17 protein-coding genes are annotated in these 14220 nt (G+C 45.4%); 13 read left to right on the top strand and 4 right to left on the bottom strand.

What is annotated here, in order from left to right:
- Positions 1 to 155 precede the first annotated feature (155 nt).
- From AB7D94_RS12650 to AB7D94_RS12685, 8 genes are all read left to right on the top strand, one after another.
- The gene (locus tag AB7D94_RS12650) at positions 156 to 866 is read left to right on the top strand and encodes a hypothetical protein (RefSeq protein ID WP_420266249.1); all 711 of its coding nucleotides are present in this window, start codon (positions 156 to 158) and stop codon (positions 864 to 866) included.
- Positions 863 to 1495, top strand: a complete 633-nt coding sequence (locus AB7D94_RS12655; RefSeq protein ID WP_420266250.1) for a hypothetical protein — start codon at positions 863 to 865, stop codon at positions 1493 to 1495. Before AB7D94_RS12650 ends, AB7D94_RS12655 begins: the two co-directional genes overlap by 4 nt.
- Entirely contained in the window at positions 1482 to 2333 is an 852-nt protein-coding gene (locus tag AB7D94_RS12660; RefSeq protein ID WP_420266251.1) for a hypothetical protein, read from the top strand. Before AB7D94_RS12655 ends, AB7D94_RS12660 begins: the two co-directional genes overlap by 14 nt.
- Before the next feature lie 236 nt (positions 2334 to 2569).
- The gene (locus AB7D94_RS12665) at positions 2570 to 3595 is read left to right on the top strand and encodes a 4Fe-4S dicluster domain-containing protein (protein WP_420266252.1); all 1026 of its coding nucleotides are present in this window, start codon (positions 2570 to 2572) and stop codon (positions 3593 to 3595) included.
- Positions 3592 to 4428 (top strand): FAD/NAD(P)-binding protein, encoded by an 837-nt coding sequence (locus AB7D94_RS12670; RefSeq protein WP_420266253.1) that lies wholly within the window; start codon positions 3592 to 3594, stop codon positions 4426 to 4428. The genes AB7D94_RS12665 and AB7D94_RS12670 overlap by 4 nt, the downstream gene beginning before the upstream one ends.
- Positions 4429 to 5178: an NADH-quinone oxidoreductase subunit B family protein gene (locus AB7D94_RS12675; protein WP_420266254.1), complete on the top strand. Its 750-nt coding sequence runs from the start codon at positions 4429 to 4431 to the stop codon at positions 5176 to 5178.
- Complete coding sequence (locus tag AB7D94_RS12680) at positions 5171 to 6493, top strand: Ni/Fe hydrogenase subunit alpha (RefSeq protein WP_420266255.1); 1323 nt, start codon at positions 5171 to 5173, stop codon at positions 6491 to 6493. The genes AB7D94_RS12675 and AB7D94_RS12680 overlap by 8 nt, the downstream gene beginning before the upstream one ends.
- Positions 6486 to 6989, top strand: coding sequence for a hydrogenase 3 maturation endopeptidase HyCI (locus tag AB7D94_RS12685; protein WP_420266256.1), 504 nt, complete (start codon positions 6486 to 6488; stop codon positions 6987 to 6989). Before AB7D94_RS12680 ends, AB7D94_RS12685 begins: the two co-directional genes overlap by 8 nt.
- On the opposite strand, the gene AB7D94_RS12690 is transcribed toward AB7D94_RS12685, so the two are convergent.
- From AB7D94_RS12690 to AB7D94_RS12700, 3 genes are read right to left on the bottom strand one after another with little or no spacing between them, the layout of a single operon-like run.
- A complete protein-coding gene (locus tag AB7D94_RS12690; protein WP_420266257.1) occupies positions 6980 to 8488 on the bottom strand; it encodes a sigma 54-interacting transcriptional regulator in 1509 nt (502 codons plus the stop codon). The two genes, AB7D94_RS12685 and AB7D94_RS12690, sit on opposite strands and share 10 nt — an antisense overlap.
- A complete protein-coding gene (gene radC / locus AB7D94_RS12695; RefSeq protein WP_420266258.1) occupies positions 8489 to 9193 on the bottom strand; it encodes a RadC family protein in 705 nt (234 codons plus the stop codon).
- Entirely contained in the window at positions 9183 to 9371 is a 189-nt protein-coding gene (locus tag AB7D94_RS12700) for a hypothetical protein (RefSeq protein WP_420266259.1), read from the bottom strand. The genes radC and AB7D94_RS12700 overlap by 11 nt, the downstream gene beginning before the upstream one ends.
- A gap of 79 nt (positions 9372 to 9450) precedes the next feature.
- Here AB7D94_RS12700 and AB7D94_RS12705 point away from each other — a divergent pair, with 79 nt between their 5' ends.
- The 5 genes from AB7D94_RS12705 to AB7D94_RS12725 all read left to right on the top strand — a co-directional run bounded on the left by AB7D94_RS12705 (position 9451) and on the right by AB7D94_RS12725 (position 13745).
- Positions 9451 to 9897, top strand: a complete 447-nt coding sequence (locus tag AB7D94_RS12705; protein WP_420266260.1) for a hypothetical protein — start codon at positions 9451 to 9453, stop codon at positions 9895 to 9897.
- A 2-nt stretch (positions 9898 to 9899) separates the two neighbouring features.
- The gene (locus tag AB7D94_RS12710) at positions 9900 to 12197 is read left to right on the top strand and encodes a GAF domain-containing protein (protein ID WP_420266261.1); all 2298 of its coding nucleotides are present in this window, start codon (positions 9900 to 9902) and stop codon (positions 12195 to 12197) included.
- A gap of 95 nt (positions 12198 to 12292) precedes the next feature.
- Positions 12293 to 13183 (top strand): RpnC/YadD family protein, encoded by an 891-nt coding sequence (locus AB7D94_RS12715; protein ID WP_420266262.1) that lies wholly within the window; start codon positions 12293 to 12295, stop codon positions 13181 to 13183.
- Positions 13184 to 13362: 179 nt separating this feature from the next.
- The gene (locus AB7D94_RS12720) at positions 13363 to 13569 is read left to right on the top strand and encodes a type II toxin-antitoxin system HicB family antitoxin (protein WP_420266263.1); all 207 of its coding nucleotides are present in this window, start codon (positions 13363 to 13365) and stop codon (positions 13567 to 13569) included.
- Entirely contained in the window at positions 13566 to 13745 is a 180-nt protein-coding gene (locus AB7D94_RS12725) for a type II toxin-antitoxin system HicA family toxin (RefSeq protein ID WP_420266264.1), read from the top strand. Before AB7D94_RS12720 ends, AB7D94_RS12725 begins: the two co-directional genes overlap by 4 nt.
- Positions 13746 to 13844: 99 nt before the next feature.
- On the opposite strand, the gene AB7D94_RS12730 is transcribed toward AB7D94_RS12725, so the two are convergent.
- Positions 13845 to 14105 carry a hypothetical protein gene (locus tag AB7D94_RS12730; protein ID WP_420266265.1) on the bottom strand — a complete coding sequence of 87 codons (261 nt, stop codon included), beginning with the start codon at positions 14103 to 14105 and terminating at the stop codon, positions 13845 to 13847.
- Positions 14106 to 14220: the final 115 nt, after the last annotated feature.

Raw genomic sequence — 14220 nt, forward strand, 5'->3', positions numbered from 1 at the left:
CTTTCAAAAACCCTTTTATCAATAGGTGCAAATTTCTATATCGGAGCTTGGGATTGCCTCCCAAATTCCGATATAGGAATTTTAGTTGGGTGATATGGTTGCATGTATATGGATGTGTATGGTATTATGGTGAAAGGGCATGAGGACTTAAATATATGATTAGTTTTGAATCACTGGTACCTATTGAGGTTGATTTTGAATTGAGATATCCAACCGGATACCTCTACTGGGATAGTTACGGGAAAATCCTCAATATTATTTCTGGCAAATACAATGGGATGAGGGTTGACGCTGTGGGTATTAGTGAGTCTATCGTTAGTATTCCAGAGATGAATGTAACATTAAAATATTCCCCTCAGATTATTGCTATTACCATTACCGAATCGAAAGATATTAAGTCATTTTCTGAATTTGCAGATTTTACTGTAAAAACCATATGTAATTTCCTGGAAATTGGCAGCTTTTCTCGTATTGGCAATCGCTTTCGGTTTATGAAATTCGTCAATACCCATGATGAAGCATCGGAAATATTGCACAAATGTAATCTATTAAATATACCTAAACCTCTTGCAGATCAACATGGAAATAATATAATTCAGGAAATCAAGTGTTCTCTTTATGATGGAAATAATTATGGCTATAATTTTAACTTTGCTTATTTAATTCGCGATAAGAATATACCTCAAGCTGATAATGTTGTTCCAAATAATATTAGTAGTAGAGATGGCGTTTTATTTGATATTGACATATTCACAACCAAACCGGTTGCGTTATCAACGCTTGATTGCGCTGAATTGATAAAACAGAAGATGAAGGACTATGAATATTTGATTAAATCATTTTATAATAATCAGGTGATTTTATGAATACTATAAATCAAAATGAAACAAACGACAAATATTTACGAGAAGGTTTGAATGAGGCCTTCTCCGACTTACGACTTAACGTAGTCAATGCAACAAGTACAATGTCAGAAATTACAGGTAAACATGATATAATCGAAAAACATTCGACGCCAATGTTACGCATTGTAGATAGATTGCAGTCTACAATAATGCCTACTGAAGATACAATGTCTGCTGACGATCTTTATAAACCTTTATCTCCCTATGAAAATTCCTCCCCCAATAAAGCAATTAATCTTTTACATAAATATAGTAAATATTTAAATAGCGCTGTTGACAACTATGACGATGAGATTAGCCGTGAAAACGATATGATATTGTTTTCAAGAATGTTTTATGAGTTTGATTATATACAATATGATAATGAGAATTTTATGGAGATCGTTAATGCTATAAAGAATGGTATTTATTACAAAAATAATACATTTACAGTAGAAGATATTAATGCGTTAAAAAATACAGTTACTGATTTAATAAAAAACGTGAATATAACTGACGATTTATATCATAAGATATTGGATAGACTGGAAGCACGTTATAATATCTCAGGACCATTATCTGAGGTTAGTCTTTTATTTGATGGTAAATAGTATTTATTTAGAAACTACCGCGCTGATAGATCTGGTACTAAAGGGGTGGCACGAAGAATTATTACAAATAGTAAAAACATCTGATGAACTAACGACCTCACAGTATTCGAAAATGGAAATTCAGAAAGGATTTCTGAAGAATTTGATACTTCTGTTTAACAAAGCAAATCAATGTAACAGTATAGAGCGTGTTTATGAGTTTATATCTAATCTGAGCAGATCCCCTAATAGATACTATTTGGGGGCCTGTGTTGATGCAATGTATTTATTTGAAAGAAATTATTCAAACAAAAGACCTAAAGAATTATCTGAACAGTACGGTAACTCAAAAGAAGGTGAGATACGAATTGATTCCCTTAAAAGGACTTTGAGAACTATTATTAGACGTTGTTTCCATAGAATAGATAAAGCAGTTAAAGAGACATATAATCCTATGTCATGTTTTACCGATTTAGAAGAACCTAAAGAAGACAATGGAATGTTCCTTACAAAACCCTCTAAATGTTCGGATTCTAATTCCATATGTAGTATAAAGAATTATTTTATTGATAATAAAACAAGCTTTGAACAAATACTAATAAAACTTGAAAGCCTTGAGGAAAAAGACGATGAGACTAAAAGGAGAATTAAAAGCCTTAAGGAAATATTAAAGATGATTAGACTCAACAGACCTTTCAGCAATCATGACGATAACTATCAGTTATGTTGGGATTGTAGTGACGCGGTTCACGCGGTAATAGCTCCGCATACGATAATTACCAGTAACATGCGCCATTTTAAACCAATCTGTGATGCCATAGGAAAATCTGTTCAGGGCTATTCAGTCAATAAGATATAGTGTCTATCGCCAGGCAAAGGAGGGACAGGCTTCTTTTCTATGGTTCAAGTATTTTTACTAATCTGTACATTAAGTAAGTGGATGTAATATTAATAAATCTGAAGAACTCTTTTTTCTTGTGATATTGCGGTGATATGCCTTGACAAGCAGAATGGCTTAGTTATAGCCTTATAAAGGGGCTGGGAATCGCAGACTGAATCTGCCGATACTTTGTTATTATAGGACAAACGAGGGATATGGCGTATGTTGTTCTGAAAAAAGACCGTTTCGACGACTTCGTCAGTGCGTTGTCTGCACAGAGGAAGGTCATGGCGCCCGTCTCAAAGGGGTACAACCAGTTTGAGTTTGACGAGGTTCACTCCGGCAGAGAGGTTACCCTGAGTTATATTCCCACAATCTTACCGCCCAAAAAATACTTCATGCCCCAGCGCGAGACCCTCATACAGTTCAACTCTGACTCCGCGGAGGCGGTTGTTGATTTCTATGACATGGTCATATTGGGTGTGCACACGTGCGACCTTGCCGGTATACAGTGCCTCAATATGGTATTCTCTGAGCGCCCCAAGGACTACAATTACCTCGTCAGAAAGAACAATATCACCATTATCGGCCTTGAGTGTAATGATTACTGCGACAAATATGCAAGCTGCACGCTGATGAGTGCTGAGCTGCCTAATGGCGGGTATGATTTGTTCATCACCGAATTTGACGAATATATGTTGTTTCATGTATCCACACAAACCGGAGAGAATATTATTAATAGTGCCGGTATCTTTGAACCCGCAAACGCCTCCCACATGTCGCGGCTTGCAGAGTACCGCAGACAAAAGAGGTCTATATTCAACAAAGAACTGCCTGTTGATTCTAAAGATATTGCGGCATTGTTTGACAAAAGTTTCAACAGCAGGGTGTGGGATGAGCTTAATGAGCGGTGTCTTGCGTGTGGAAATTGTACCAACGTATGTCCGACATGCTATTGTTTTGACGTTATAGATGAGCCTGCACTTGATTTAACTACCGGACGGCGGTATCGCAGGTGGGATTCCTGCCAGCTTGAGCCGTTTGCGCGGGTTGCCGGCGGCGCTAATTTCAGAGAAAGCCGCGGACATAGACAAAGACACAGATATTATCGTAAATTCAGCTATCCTGTCAGAAAATTCTTCAGATATTTTTGCACCGGATGTGGCCGCTGCAGCCGCACCTGTATGGCAAACATTGTGCTGAAAGATGTGCTCAGAGACTTATTAAGGGAACACCAATGAACAGGCAGATACTCAACAGTTCCCACTTCAGTGTGGAAAGAGGGATTATCGTGAGGACGAGAGAACTTTCTCCTCATGATAAATTATTTGAAATAGCCCTGCCAGAGGGGAAAAGACTTCATCACGATCCGGGACAGTTCGTTGAGGTTTCAGTCTTTGGAGCCGGTGAAGCACCGATTTCAGTGTGTTCATCGCCTACACAGGGCGACACCTTTGATCTATGTATAAGAGATGTAGGCCGGGTAACACATACGATACACACCCTAAAAGAAGGCGACACATTAGGGGTTCGCGGGCCGTTTGGGCGTGGGTTTCCTGTAAGACTTTTTGAGGGCAATGACCTTGTACTAATAGCCGGAGGGCTTGGAATTGTCCCTCTTCGCTCCCTTGTCCAGTATGTCATAAGCAACCGCAGGGATTTTGGTAAGGTTTCCATATTGCTTGGCTGCAAGACGCCGGAAGATATGCTCTTTGGAGACGAAATCGAGCAGTGGAATAAGAGAATTGACGTACATTTTGTGTGCACAGTGGATAAGGCCGACCCCGAGTGGTGCGGCCATGTTGGGGTCATAACATCACTTATCCCCGGTGAAATGCTCGTTGCCGAAAGGACCTTCGCAGTTATCGTAGGCCCGCCTGTGATGTATAAATACGTTATCGGTGAACTTTTGAAAAAACACATCCCTGACAGACAAATAATCGTATCCCTTGAAAGGCACATGAAGTGCGGGATGGGCAGGTGTGGCCACTGCCAGATTGAAAATCTCTACTGCTGCTGCGACGGGCCGGTGTTTCATTACGACGAAATAAAACACATTGAGGAGGCGATTTAAATGGCAAGGCCAAAGGCGGCGTTTTTTGATTTTTCGTGCTGTGAGGGCTGCCAATTGCAGATAGCCAACTTTGGAGAGTCTCTGCTTGACATATTGAACGTAATAGAGGTGGTCGAATTTCGTGAAATAATGTCGGAAAAATATGACGGCGCCCTTGACGTGGCAATCATAGAAGGCAGCATAAACACGCCGCACGCGGTCGAGAGGATAACGGCCATCAGGGCGAGGTCTAAGACGCTCGTTGCCATCGGGGCATGTGCAACGACAGGCGGCGTAAATGGTATTAAAAACGCATTCCCATCAGATGAAATTGCCGGATATGTCTATGGTGGCAATTTCAGAGACTATGAGACGATTCAGACGATGGCCGTGCATCAGGTTGTCAGGGTGGATTATTTCGTCCATGGCTGCCCAATCTACCCGCCTGAGTTTGTGGCTGTGCTGAAGGCGCTGCTTATGGCAATACCGTACGATGTGCCCGATTATCCGGTGTGTGTGGAGTGTAAGCTCAATGGAAACGTCTGCATGTACGACAGGGGTGTGTCGTGTCTTGGCCCGGTTACAAGGGCGGGATGCAATTCGTGGTGCATAAATAACGATAACATTTGCTACGGCTGCCGCGGCATGGTAAGTAATCCAAATGAAAAAGGGGTAATTGACGTTATCAAGCGATATGGTCTGTCAACACAGATAATTGTAAATAAACTGGAGATGTACAACAAGTGCAGGGAGCTGAACCCTCATGGGTGAAAATATTAAGATAAACATCCAACACCTAACCCGTGTCGAGGGACACGGCAACATCGTAGTTGACCTCAAAGACGGCGCTATCATAAAGTGTAATCTTGAGATAGTTGAGGCACCGAGGTTTTTTGAGGGAATGCTCAGGGGGCGGTCAATATTTGAGGCCCAGCACCTGACAAGCCGCATCTGCGGAATTTGCGCCTGCGGCCATACGCTTGCCTCAATACAGGCGGCAGAAGACGCACTGGGGATAACACCATCTGACCAGACAATAAAACTCCGAAAACTCCTTCTGCACATAGAACTGCTTGACAGCCACATCCTGCACATTTATCTGCTTGCCCTGCCTGACCTTTTGGGCGTGCGTAGTTTTATGCCCCTCATAGCAACCCACAACGATGTGGTCAGAAGGGCACTGCGCCTTAAGAAGGCCTGTAATGACGTATGTAATATTCTCGTAGGTCGGCACGTTCATCCCATCAGGGCGACAATCGGCGGATTTACAAAACTCCCCACAGAAAATGACCTTGATGTGATGCTTACTCAATTGTCATACCTGCACGAGGATTTGGACGAGACCGTTGAGTTGATTTCGAAGCTGGAATTCCCTCAATTTCAACGCGACTCACAGTATGTAGCCCTCGTGTCAGACGATGGCGAGTACCCCCTGCTACATGGCGACATAGGCTCTACACGCGGCGTGAGGATTAATAAAAGTGAATACAAACAGATAACTAATGAATACATGGTGCCTCATTCAAGCGCCAAGTTTGCGAATCTTAACGGTGAGCCATACGCGGTAGGCGCCCTTGCAAGGCTGAACCTGAACTGCCGGAAACTCCATTCAAAGGCGGTGGAGGCGGCAAAGAAGCTGAACCTGTCCAATGGCGGCAACAACCCATTTTTAAATACAGCGGCGCAGACGGTGGAATGTGTCCATTGTCTGAACGACGCCATTGGGATTTTAGAAGCTCTGAAAACCTCCGGCATAGACTACAAGGAGGAAATATTGCTGGGGGCGAATGAGACATCCGCCATAGCCGTCAAGGCGGGCAGAGGGGTTGGGGCGGTTGAGGTGCCGCGCGGTGTGCTCTTCCACGCCTATGATATAGACGAAACCGGCAGGATATTAAATGCCGACATCATAGTGCCAACCAGCCAGAACATTGCAAACATAGAGGGGGACATGAGGGCGCTTATCCCCGGCATAAAGCATAAGAGCGAGGAGGAAATAACCCTTGCCCTTGAGATGTTAGTCAGGGCATATGACCCGTGCATATCGTGTTCCGCCCATTTTCTTGACGTCAGGTTTGTTGACTGACGAGGTAAGAGACGCCCTCAGGCCGTCCCAAATCGGCAAGACCGTTGTGTTGGGCGTTGGCAACACAATGCGCTCAGACGACGGCGTCGGCCCTTATGTTGTTAGACGGCTGGCTTCGATAGCTCGTGTGTCGCTGCCAGGCACTGTGTTTATTGACGCGGGCAGCCGTCCTGAGGACTTCGTGGAGGACATAATCGCCATCAGGCCGTCTAAAATGATCATCATAGACGGGGCTGACTTTGGCGGCTATGTCGGTGAGACGCGCTTAATAGCGGAACAAGACATCCCATCCTCTACACTGACGACTCACTCGTTTCCCCTCTGTATTACAACGCGGCTGATTGCAACAGAGACCGGCTGCAAGGTCTTCTTTATAGGCATTCAGGTAAAATCAACGGCCTTTGGCGAGGGTATCTCAAAAGAGGTTTGCAACGGGGCGGACAGTATTATTGATTTCATAACTAAGGAAGCCTTGCGGGGAGCCGATTATGACTGACCCTTCCCTATCCCATATTTCTTCACCTTATAACCTATCTGTCTGGGTGTAATGCCCAGTAATTTTGCCGCCTTGGCGTAAATCCAATCGGTTGTTTTCAGGGCGTCAATGATGCCTTCTTTTTCGGCCTGATTGAGCGGCGTAATCTTATGGCCTTGTATATGGCTGGCCGCGTTTCTTATATTTAACGGCAAATCCCGCGGTTGTACCATTTTCCCCGGCGACATGATGACGAGGCGTTCTATCGTGTTTTCGAGTTCCCTGATGTTGCCCGGCCACCAGTACTCTGCCATAGAGTTCATTACCTCCGGCGATATTTCCACACTTGTTGAATTTTCCTTGTTGAATTTAGCCAGAAAAAAGGCAATCAACTCGTCCATGTCTTCCTTCCTTTGCCTTAACGGGGGAAGGAACATCGGCACTACGTTGAGCCTGTAGTAGAGGTCTTCTCTAAACCCACCCTCTCCAACCAATCGGACGAGGTCTTTGGCCGTAGCGGCAATTACCCTTACATCAACCTTTATAGTTCTTTCTGAACCTACCCTTTCAAACTCCCTTTCCTGTATAACGCGGAGAATTTTGGGCTGAAGCCCCAGTGACAAGTCCCCGATCTCATCAAGAAAGATAGTGCCCTTGTGGGCAAGTTCAAACCTGCCCCTTCTCACTCCCGAAGCGCCGGTGAAAGCGCCCTTTTCATGGCCAAATAACTCTGTCTCCAAAAGGCCTTCCGGTATTGACGCGCAGTTTAGTTTTATAAAAGGCTGCTTTGCCCGTGGACTCATATAGTGGACGGCCTTTGCTATAAGCTCCTTGCCCGTACCGCTTTCCCCTGTTATCATCACGGTTGCCTTTGAGCCTGCAACCCTGTGGACGGCCTCAAACACCTCCTGCATTATTGAGGAGTTGCCAATCACGTTTTCTATCCGGTATCTGCCCTTGAGTTCCACTTTCAGCGTATCGCGCTCGGCTATCAACCCCTGCACTTCCTGTTCCACCTGCCGGCTGAGTTTTATGTGTTGGGCTATCAGCGAGGCGATTATCTTCAGTAGCCTGAGGTCAACGTCGAAAGAGGCCGTGGCATCCGCAAACAGCCTGTCAACGCTCAATACCCCAAGCACATCCCTTTTAAACATAATCGGCACGCACAAAAATGCGATGTTATTTTTACTAATATCCTTTCTTGAGCCTGTCCTGTTTAAGAACACCGGCTCGTCTCCAACGTTCGGCACCACTATGGGATAGCCGGACTTTGCCACCTGCCCGATGATTCCCTCGCCCAGTTTATATCTGCCCAACTGCAGCTCTTCTATTGTCAGGCCGTGGGCGGCCTTTATGATGACCTCGTCTCCTTCCACAAGGGCTACCGTGGCGCGTTGCATGTCAAGGAAATCGGAAAGCGCCTTCATTGCCCCTTTAAGCGTCTTATTTAAATCAAGGGAGGCACCTAGCAGCTTGCTTATCTCGTATAGTGTTGTCAGTTGCTGTGAATGTCTGTCCATTTAGAGCAGCCCCCTGTCGGAAAAACTCAAAAAAGAGTGTTTTGTGACAATTAAATGGTCGTGAATGGCAATCCCAAGCCCGGCGGCGGTCTCCTGTATGCTGTGCGTGAGGCTTAAGTCATAGCCTGACGGCTCTGTGGAGCCAGCCGGGTGGTTATGTACCAGAATCAGCGCGCTTGCCTTATGTTTCAGGGCGTTTTCGAATATCTTTCTTGGATACACGGTGAGGCGGTTGACGATTCCCTCGCCCATTACCTCCTCGGCTACTATTTCGTTAATCGTATTGAGATAGAGTACAAGAAATTGCTCATTTGAGTTTGAGCCAATGGAAGTCCTCAGGTAGTCAATTATATCTTCGGGGCTATTTATCGCCTTTCTTTTGATTTGTTTTTGCCTTAGATATATGGTACCGAGGTCTTTGACAAGTTTAATCAGCGTGGCAGATTGAAGGCCTATGCCTTCGACTTCCATCAGTGTCTCTTTGTCGGCGTCGAGAATGTTTTGGATGCTGCCGAACCGGCGTAACAGCCGCTTGGCCTCCGGCTTTACGTCTTTTTGCGTACGGGCAAAGGTCAGAAGAAGCTCAAGCATCTCGTATTCGGCCAGTGAATTTGCCCCTTTCTCTACGTACCTCTGCCTCAGTCTCGCGCGATGCCCCGCGTGATGAGGTTTGCCGGATTTACCGTTATTGGGTTTAATATCCATTTTTCGTTGTGGCCTTCGTTGTGGCCGGGTGTCGCTTAGGCCGGTTTTGAGACTCTGTGCCGTTTACCGACTGCCGCCCACATAAAGGTAACATATTTTCACGTAACTTATCAATAAAATCGTTTGTCGCGCCATTTGATATGAATATAGCGGCGGCACTACCGGCTTTTCCTGGCATTAGAAGCCGTCAAAATATCCTGTTTCAATTACTGAATTCTTTTTTAGTTGCGGACAATACCGCTTCTATGATACTATCTATGTTTACTATGCAAAGAGACATTGGCAATGAAGACGAACTACAGGGCGCTCTTACAGAGAACCGGTATCTGAAAGATACGATAGAGGCGATGCGCAAACAACTCGAATTCTGTCACTTTGACAAAGAGGACTCTATCAGAAGGGCGGCCGTGGCGGCCAATGCGGATATCTCGCAGCTTCAGGCCACCATAATTGAGCTGAGAAAGGAACTCCAGCGCGTGGGCAGGGAAAAGGAGGCGGAGGTTCAGAAAACTGCCGCCACGATGACCGACGAGGCAAATCAGATCAAGGCAATAGTTGCCGGTATGCGCCGCGAGATGGAGGCAATGTCCTTTGAGTTTGATAAACGCCTTGATACTGAGCGCGCTGCCCATCGGGCCGAAATCAAACAGTTACACAAGACTATTCAGGTACTCAGAGAGGAATTAGAGGTCAAACACACATAGAGATGAAAAAGAATACTGACAATCCTGCAACCGTCCCGGACACTATGCAGGGCAAGCTCCATGAGCTTGAACAGGGCCTCAAGCAGGCGGAGATGCTGCTCAGCATATCAAACAAGCTGGCCGCAATAGACTCAATGGATGGGATTTTGGAAGTATTTGTTAATATGGCCATCCATGAGCTTTCAGCCGAACGCGGCTCTATTTTCCTCAATGACAGGGGCACGGGAGAGCTGTACTCCATTGTAGCCCAGGGTGGTTTTAAACGTCAGATTCGCTTTCTCAACACGAGTGGTATCGCGGGTGATGTCTTTAAAATGGCCAAGGGCGTCATTGTCAACGACGCATACAAGGATAAACGTTTTAATCGGGAAATAGACCAGCAGACGGGCTATAAGACCAGGAACATGGTCTGCGTCCCGATAGTTACGGGAAAGTCTGATGTGCTTGGCGTTGTGCAGGTTCTCAATAAACAAGCTGGTAAGTTTACCACTGATGACATGAATCTCCTTGAGGCAATGACAACTCAGGCGGCAATTGTGCTGCAAACCGCCCAGTTTGTGGAGCAGATGCAGTGCTCACGCGCCCAGGAGCTGGAGTTTCTTGACATAGTGGCAGACATCACGTCTGAGATTGAGTTGAGCACGCTGCTTCAGAAAGTGATGAGCGAGGCCACAAAAATGCTCCATGCCGAACGCTCCACGCTCTTTATCAACGACGCCAAGACCAATGAGTTATGGTCAATGGTCGGCGAGGGTATTGACGCCACGCAGATACGCTTCCCAAATCATTTAGGGATTGCGGGGGCGGTCTTTACAAGCGGCAAGTCGGTGAACATACCTTATGCGTACGCTGATTTGCGTTTTAATCCGGCGTTTGATTATAAGACGGGATTTTTCACGCGCTCTATACTCTGCACCCCTGTGGCAAACAAGCAGGGCAAGGTAATAGGCGTCACGCAGGTGCTGAACAAGCGCGGCGGCCCGTTTACCGATGAGGATGAGTCCCGGCTGAAGGCCTTTACCGCACAAATCTCTATTGCCCTTGAAAACGCAAAGCTCTTTAATGACATTCAAAACATGAAAAATTATAATGAAAGTATGCTCCAGAGTATGAGTAACGGGGTTATTACGCTTGATGAGGAAGGAAAGATAATCACATGCAACGCATCAGGGCTGCGTATATTAAAGACAGACGTAGAGCAAATAATAGGCAAAGAGACAGGCAGTTTTTTCACAGGACAAAACTCATGGATTCTTGACAAGGTAAGACAGGTTGAGCAGACGCGAAGCGCCGAGATAACTATGGACGCCGCGCTCATTTTTAACGGGGAGAGTGTGTCGGCCAACGTAACGGTGCTGCCGCTGGTAAGTGACGAAAAGAAGAAGCTCGGAAATATGATAATACTGGAGGACATCTCCGGCGAGAAGCGTATGAAATCCACTATGTCGCGCTATATGGACCCGGCGCTGGCTGATCAGCTCCTCGCCGGGGGCGACGACATCTTAGGCGGCAAGAGCACGCTGGCCACGGTGTTATTTTCTGACATACGCGGCTTCACCACCTTTACCGAGGAACTTGGGGCACACGGCACAGTAAGTCTGCTCAATGAGTATTTCACCCTGATGATGGAATGTATTCAGGCCGAAGGCGGGATGTTGGATAAGTTCATAGGCGACGCCATAATGGCGGGCTTTGGCATACCTATCCCGTATGACGATAACGAGGACAGGGCGCTGCGATGCGCCATTGAGATGATCAAGTCCTTGTGGCAGTGGAATATCAAACGCGTCGCCGACAAGAAGAAACCTATTGACATAGGCATCGGCCTCAACACCGACACCGTGGTATCAGGAAATATTGGTTCGCCAAAGAGAATGGATTTTACGATGATAGGAGACGGCGTCAATCTGGCCTCAAGGCTTGAGTCGGCGTGTAAGCAGTATGGAGCGAGGATTCTCATCTCTGAAAACACCTACCACAAACTGCGCGGCATATATCAGGTGCGTGATATTGACGACGTCATAGTGAAGGGAAAGACGAGGGCGGTGAGGATATATGAAGTCCTGGATTACCATACTGAGGAGACATTTCCACGCCTCATGGAGGTAGCGGGATATTTCAGGGAAGGACGCAAGGCATACCAGGCAGGAGACTGGGACCACTCGGCAAAGCTATTCAGGGAATCGCTGAAGCTGCACCCGGCGGACAAACTTTCACAAATCTATGTCGAACGCTGCGAACAACTTCAGGCCGACCCGCCAACAACATGGAACGGCGTCTGGAAGATGACCTCGAAGTAGCCTTTAATTTATTTGCCACCACGTCAGACGTTGTCATCAGAATAGAAGGAGATTAATACAGCACCCTTCCCCCCTCAAAATGTTATAATGCCGCCATGTCTAAACAGTACGATAAAATTCTCAAGGAAATCCTGAAAGACGTGGTTGATACTCTGATATCAAAGGTACTCGGCTTGAAAATTATTAGATCTACGGCCATAGAGACAAAACTTCAGATTACCAATGAACGTGAGGCTGATTTTATTCTATTGGTAGAATTCGAAGATGGCTCCAAATCCATCCTGCATATCGAGTTTCAGGCGACAAACTTTTCCCAAATGATATACAGGGAGTTGCAGTACTGGACGTTTATCACCATAATTCACGGTATTCATCCGATGCAATACGTGTTTTATATAGGCAACGAACCGCTTACTATGAAAGACAGCCTCTTAACAGAGACTACTGCCCACAGCTATCATTTAATAGATATGAGGACCGTTGACTGCGGGAAGTTTTTATTTTCTGATAAGCCTGAAGAGGTTATAATCTCTATTTTATGCAATTATCAGCAGAAAGGTGTTACAATATTTATACAAGAGATACTAACGCGCTTGAAGGAGTTGGTGCCGGAAGAGACGCTACGGGGCAAGTACATAAGGCAGGTGGAAGTCCTGTCTCAGTTGAGAAATTTGCAGAGCGAAGTGTGTAAGGAGGCGGAGGCTATGGCATTAGTTTATGATTTAGAGAGAGATGTGAGGTTTAGGCAGGGGCGTGAGCGGGGGATGATTGAGGGGAAAGAAAAGTGGACGCTTGAGGGGAAACGGAAAGGCTTACTTGAGGGCATTGAATTAGGGCTTGAACTCAAATATGGTTCAGCGGGACTTGAGTTGATGGGTATGGTTCGTGCAATACCTACTGTGGATAAATTGGAGGAGTTCAAAAATCTTATCAGGAAAGCCGGTTCGCTGGATGAGTTGAGGGGGGTTTTTGAAAATAGTATATAAAACGTCGGCACAGCGTGGTGCGTGACAGAAAACATCGGACAGTTATGAGCATACACCCGTTTCCCCTGAACAGTAAAAGCAACCTGTCCCCTTTACCTTGTTTATAAAAGCACGTCATTATAGGCGTACAAGGAGACAGACAGGCGGCTTTTTCGTATATTAAGGAGATTAATACAGCGATGTTAAGAAATTTAATTTTAGAGTATTGGATAGATGAGGGTTGGTACGTAGGCAGACTGCGGGAAGTCCCCGGGGTGTTTAGCCAGGGTGAGACGCTTGGACAATTAGAGGATAATATCAGAGAGGCATATAAGCTCATGAGAGATGAAGACGGCATTATTTATCAAACGGACGTCATCACCAAGGAAATAGCAGTTGAGGTGTGAAAAGGCGCGATTTTGTTCGTGAGTTAGTGAGTTTTGGTTGTTATCTAAGCCGCCGCGGCAGCAATCATGACATATATGTCAATTCCAGAAATGGAAAGAAGTCGCCGTTGCCGAGACATACTGAGATCAAAGAAAGCCTATGTGTGTTGATTAGGAAACAACTTGGGCTGAAATAGCATAGGACATGCCCTGTTCAGCTTGTCGATAGGGGATTAAGTATTATATCCTCTTAATTCCCCTACCGTTGCCTATCGAACTCAGATCTAAGACAGATTTTATTTAGTTATTTTTCCCATCAGTTCAATCCTAATATTTCTTACCTGAAAAACTGTATCCTTAGGAGCCAATCCAACTTTGTACATGATTAAGCCTTTTACGGATGGATCGCCAGTGAATTCTCGTTCGTAAGTATGCCATTTATTATCTCCTGGTATATCGAAATCTTGATCGAGGAAGAGATGTACATTATAGTTATAATTAGCCTGGATACTTAATTTCAATAAAAATTCCTTATCCGATAATGCGTCATATTTCATAACATATGACTGCCCTTTGGTTGTCTTGATAAAATTATCTCCAATAATTTGTATAAACCACAGTAAGCGTCAAGAAAACCCCATCTTTACAGTGGGGGTAGCAGATGTCATAATG

It is taken from the genome of Candidatus Magnetominusculus dajiuhuensis, assembly GCF_046044395.1.
In the GTDB taxonomy this organism is placed as follows: domain Bacteria; phylum Nitrospirota; class Thermodesulfovibrionia; order Thermodesulfovibrionales; family Magnetobacteriaceae; genus Magnetominusculus; species Magnetominusculus dajiuhuensis.